The 4,967-nt window shown below is 63.5% G+C and carries 5 protein-coding genes and 2 pseudogenes; 2 read left to right on the top strand and 5 right to left on the bottom strand.

The features are described 5' to 3' along the window. The first annotated feature begins 180 nt into the window (after positions 1-180). Both YA0848_RS34255 and YA0848_RS34250 read left to right on the top strand, forming a co-directional pair. Positions 181-1,920 (top strand): OPT family oligopeptide transporter, encoded by a 1,740-nt coding sequence (locus YA0848_RS34255; RefSeq protein ID WP_169902365.1) that lies wholly within the window; start codon positions 181-183, stop codon positions 1,918-1,920. Positions 1,921-2,042: 122 nt separating this feature from the next. Beyond that, positions 2,043-2,669 carry a glutathione S-transferase family protein gene (locus tag YA0848_RS34250; RefSeq protein ID WP_103387690.1) on the top strand — a complete coding sequence of 209 codons (627 nt, stop codon included), beginning with the start codon at positions 2,043-2,045 and terminating at the stop codon, positions 2,667-2,669. 36 nt (positions 2,670-2,705) lie between these two features. Here YA0848_RS34250 and YA0848_RS34245 read toward each other — a convergent pair whose 3' ends face one another. From YA0848_RS34245 to YA0848_RS34225, 5 genes and pseudogenes are all read right to left on the bottom strand, one after another. Continuing rightward, positions 2,706-3,086 (bottom strand): cupin domain-containing protein, encoded by a 381-nt coding sequence (locus YA0848_RS34245; RefSeq protein ID WP_040268914.1) that lies wholly within the window; start codon positions 3,084-3,086, stop codon positions 2,706-2,708. A 76-nt stretch (positions 3,087-3,162) separates the two neighbouring features. Continuing rightward, positions 3,163-3,501, bottom strand: a pseudogene (locus YA0848_RS34240) (S8 family serine peptidase); the annotation flags it as partial. 88 nt (positions 3,502-3,589) lie between these two features. Further along, entirely contained in the window at positions 3,590-4,009 is a 420-nt protein-coding gene (locus YA0848_RS34235) for a YeeE/YedE family protein (protein ID WP_047882072.1), read from the bottom strand. A gap of 2 nt (positions 4,010-4,011) precedes the next feature. Further along, positions 4,012-4,443: a YeeE/YedE family protein gene (locus YA0848_RS34230; RefSeq protein WP_034099251.1), complete on the bottom strand. Its 432-nt coding sequence runs from the start codon at positions 4,441-4,443 to the stop codon at positions 4,012-4,014. A 162-nt stretch (positions 4,444-4,605) separates the two neighbouring features. After that, positions 4,606-4,967 (bottom strand): annotated as a pseudogene (locus YA0848_RS34225) (MFS transporter); the annotation flags it as partial.

Below are 4,967 nucleotides of genomic sequence, written 5' to 3'. Positions count from 1 at the left end.
GCCCGCTCACCACAGAAAGCCTAAAGTCCGCTCACGCCATCAAGCTCTCTCAACCAACAAGGCTGTTCATAGCAGCAAGTCCTCTCAGCACAAACAGAGGTTCGGGTGTCGTTTCAGGAACCTTCGAAGCTGAGGGGGCTCACTAGTTGGGTCGCTCTTTTTTTGCTGAAAGGACTCCGCATGCCTTCCACCCCGCCAGCGCTCCCTGAGCACGGCCCTATCAAACGCGAGCTGAGCCTGCGCGCCGTCGTCACCGGTACGCTGCTCGGTATCCTGCTCACGCCTTCCAATGTCTACGCCGGGCTGAAGATCGGCTGGTCGTTCAATATGTCGATCATTGCCCTGCTGGTCGGCTACGCAATCTGGCAAGGCCTGGCCCGGCGTTCGTCCCAGGCGCTGCCGTGGACGTTGCATGAAAGCAATATCAACCAGACCGTCGCCTCGGCCGCCGCGTCGATCATCTCCGGCGGGCTGGTGGCGCCGATTCCGGCCTATACCTTGCTGACCGGCAACCAGTTGGACGCGTTGCCGATGATCGCCTGGGTGTTCTCGGTGAGTTTTCTGGGGATCTGGATCGCCTGGTACCTGCGGCCCTCGTTGCTCAATGACAACGCGCTGAAATTTCCCGAAGGCATGGCCACCCTGGAAACCCTGCTGCACATCTACAACCATGGCCGCGAAGCCGCGACGCGCTTGAAAGTGCTGCTGGGCGCTGCGTTGCTGTCCGGGCTGGTCAAATGGGTGGACACGTTTCTATGGAGCCTGCCGCGCTGGTCGCCGAGCGCCCACTTGGAGCGCCTGACCTTCAGCGCCGACCCGTCGCTGTTGCTGGTGGGGTTTGGCGGCATCATCGGCATCCGCGTCGGCCTGACCCTGTTGCTCGGCGCCGTGCTCGCCTGGGGTGGGCTTGCGCCATGGCTGCTGGCCGAAGGCTTGGTGATCGTGCCCGCCGGCAGCACCGGCCCGCAGTTTGCCGCGCTGGTGGAATGGCTGTTGTGGCCGGGCGTGAGCCTGATGGTGTGTTCGACCTTGGCGTCTCTGGCTATTCGGTTGTGGGCGCTATATGCGTCCAGCCGCTCTACCGGGGCGCGGGCTTGGCGTGTGCCCAAGCCCGGTCCGGCCGCTGGATTCGTGCTGGCGATTGCCTTGGTGGTCAGCCTGCAGGCGCTGTTGTTCGGCATCAACCTGTGGATGGCGCTGCTGACCATTCCGTTGGCGATCTGCCTGGCCGCGGTGGCCGCGCGCGTGGTGGGCGCCACGGGTATTCCGCCGATTGGCGCCATCGGGCAGTTGTCCCAGCTGAGTTTTGGCATCGTCGCGCCGGGCCAGGTGCCGATCAACCTGATGAGTGCTAACACCGCAGGCGGTTCAGCCGGGCAGTGCACCGACCTGATGAATGATTTCAAGGTGGGCAAGGCGATTGGCGCCACACCGCATAAACAGGTGATCGCGCAAATCCTGGGGATTTTTATCGGCAGCATCGTCGGCGTATTCGCTTACCTGGCGCTGATCCCCGACCCACAAGCCATGTTGTTGACCGAGCAGTGGCCTGCTCCGGCCGTCGCCACCTGGAAAGCCGTGGCGCAAACCCTGACCCATGGGCTTGACTCGTTGTCGATCAGTATCCGCTGGGCGATTGGGTTGGGCGGCGTGATCGGGGTACTGCTCGGCATTCTGGACAGCACCTTGCCCGCGCACCGTGCGCGTTACCTGCCCAGTGCCGCTGCGTTGGGCCTGGCATTCGTACTGCCGGCGTCGGTCTCGCTGATGATGGCCCTCGGCGCCGTGCTGACCTGGCTGGTGAGTTGCCGTTGGCCGAGCCTCACCGAGCGCTTTGCAATCACCGCTGCGGCGGGGTTGATCGCCGGGGAGAGTATCACCGGGGTCGGCGCTTCGCTGTGGGCGATGGTCAACGGCTGAGGTCGATACGGCTCGGCCTGCACCGAGCCGCTCGCCACACTCACGCGGTTGGTTAATGCACGGCACTCGGCCGCGTTGGCGTAGTCTGTTGCTACACACCTACTGTCGCCCGCGGAGTTTGTATGATCACTGTCCACCATCTGAACAACTCGCGCTCCCAGCGCATCCTGTGGCTACTGGAAGAACTGGGCCTGCCCTACGAGATCAAGCGTTACCAGCGCGACCCCAAGACCAACCTCGCGCCGCCTGAACTCAAGGCGGTCCACCCACTGGGCAAGTCCCCGGTGATCGAGGACGGCCCCCATGTGGTGATCGAGTCCGGCGCCATCGTTGACTACCTGATCCGCCGCCACGGCCAGGGCCGCTTGCAGCCCGATCCGGCCAGCGCCACCTACGACGAATACGTGCAATGGCTGCATTTCGCCGAAGGCTCGGCGATGCTGCCGTTGATGCTCAACCTGTATGTCGGCCGCCTGGGCGAGGCCGGCGCGCCGTTGCATCCGCGTATCGAATCGGAACTGGCCAACTACCTGGGTTACCTCAACGACGTGCTGGCGCGCACCCCGTACCTGGTGGGTGAAGCCATCAGCGGCGCGGATATCCAGATGAGTTTTATCGGCGAAATCGCCCAGGCCCAAGGCAAATTACAGGCTTACCCGCATCTGGCGGCGTGGCTGCAACGCCTGCAAGCGCGCCCGGCCTACCGCAAAGCGGTGGAGCAGGGCGGCGAGTACGCGTTCGCCAAATGACCGTGTGATGCAGGCGGCATTGTCGTCGAGGAATGTTCAGATCCACACATCATTCGTCGCCGTGCGATCGCCGCCTTCATGCCCGGTGTTCAACACGCCACGCGGCTCGATCATCAGCAACCGGGCTTCGCCCTCCGCAGCCGTGCGGTGCTGCATGCCACGCGGCACCACATACAGTTCGCCTGGCGCCACATACACCGGCCCGTCCGGCAGATCGATGCGCAAGGTGCCTTCGAGCACGAGGAACGCTTCGTCGGTTTCCGGGTGGGCATGCCAGATGAACTCACCTTCAATGCGCACCACTTTGAATTGGTAGTCGTTCATTTGCGCAACGACCCTGGGGCTCCACTGTTCAGGGATAAGCGAAGCTTTGTGGGCGAGGTTGATCGGTTGTGCGGTGGGGTTTGACTGAGCCATCACGAAGCCTCTGATCATTTATAGGATGACCAGACTATCGACGCGATGGCCAAACGGGCTTGCACGATTGTGCGCGTCAGCGCACCCGCGTGCGGCTCTGCACCGCCAGGTCCAGGGCCTTTTGCATGTCCAGGCGGGCCGAGCGTCCTACGTCTTTGTCGTCAAGCTGGTAGTTGCGCTCCGAGGGCAGGATTGGCGCGGTGAGGTCTTGGGCGTCGCTGCGTTCGAAATCATGCTGATCACCGATGGTCATGGCGCTACGGCGCAGCAGCATGCGCAGTTGCTCGGGCTGCAACTGCGGGTTAATCGACAGCATCGCCGCCGCGAGGCCGGCCACCATTGGCGTCGCGTACGAGGTGCCGCAATGCACGGCGCCTTGTTCGTCGGCCCCCGGCGTCGAGGCGCTGGTGCAGGCGATCTGGGGCGTGGCGGCGCAACGGCACGCATTGGAAAGCGTGGCCAGGCCGTTGTCACAGGCCAAGGATTGAAGCGCGGCGGACGAGTCAACGCCGCCGGCGCGATTCAAGCCCTTCGAATACCCCCATGCCCACCAGCATGGCGAGTACGAACACCAGCACCTGCCACTGCCCCGTCAGCACCAGCGCTATCGCCGGCCCGGGGCACAAGCCGGCAATCGCCCAGCCCATGCCGAACAGCAGGCTGCCCAGTACCAGGCGTTTGTCGATGCGGGTCTGCGTGGGCATCTGCATCGGCGCGCCCAGCAACGACATGTTGCGCCGTCGGGCGAAGTAGAACAGCACGCCGCTGACCATCAGCGCACCGCCCATCACCCATGCCAGCGAAGGGTCCCATTCGCCTGCGAGATCCAGAAACCCCATGACTTTGGCAGGATTGGTCATGCCGCTCAGGTACAGTCCCAGGCCGAAGATCAGGCCAGTCAGTAACGCCGTCAGTCGACGCATGTTCAAACCCCCAGCCAATGGCGGATCACATAGACCCCGACAAAGCCACTGCCCATAAAACACCCCACTGCCACCATCGAACGTGGCGACAATCGCGACAGCCCGCAGATCCCATGCCCGCTGGTACAACCGGCGCCATAGCGCGTCCCGATCCCCACCATCAACCCTGCCACCACCAACCCAAAACCGCCGACCGGAAACGACGAAGCCGGCAGTTCACCGAACAGCGACCACAGCCACGGAGAAACCAGCAGGCCGGTCAAGAACAGCGCTTTCTCGCCACGGCCCTCGCCATGGCGTGACAGCAGGCCGCCCAACAACCCGCTGATACCGGCGATGCGGCCGTTAAACAGAATGAACAGCCCGGCCGATAACCCAATAAGGGCACCGCCGAGCAGGGAGGACCAAGGGGTGAAATCTGGGGAGAGGGTCATGGGGTAGGACCAGTGGGGGAGGGTGATGTACCGCTAGCATAGTTTGGATGCTTGAGCCTGTGAAAGCTGGCTTTCGGTCGCATCCTTGAGACGTCGCCAGCAGAGGGGACCTTCACGATGACGGCGCATCAGCCCCCCTGCCTCAAGCGCAGTGCCGACGGTTCAGCAAGCCTGCGCCACCAACCCATTACTGACCCTGCGCCCCAACACCAGCACCGTGGCGAAGCCCAACACCACCAGCCCCGTAGCCATGCTGAGCAGCACCGAGCTGCCCATCTGATCAACGATGCGCCCACCAAAGAACGAGCCCAGGGCGATGATCACCTGGAACAAGGCGACGAACAGCGGCATGCCGCGCTCCACGTCCTTGGGGGCGACGACGAACATCCAGATACTCGCGCAGGCCGGAAAGGCGCCGAAGGCGAAGCCCCACAGAGCGATCAGCATGGCGGCGCCGGTCAAGCCGGTGGCGAAGTACGGAAACAGCGCGGTGCTGGTGCCGATCATCAGCGCCACCAGCAACA

Origin of the sequence: Pseudomonas sp. S4_EA_1b (assembly GCF_016307435.1) — a bacterium.
GTDB lineage: Bacteria > Pseudomonadota > Gammaproteobacteria > Pseudomonadales > Pseudomonadaceae > Aquipseudomonas > Aquipseudomonas rhodesiae.
Note: the sequence above shows the minus strand (reverse complement) of the source record. Positions and strands in the feature narration are given on the sequence as shown.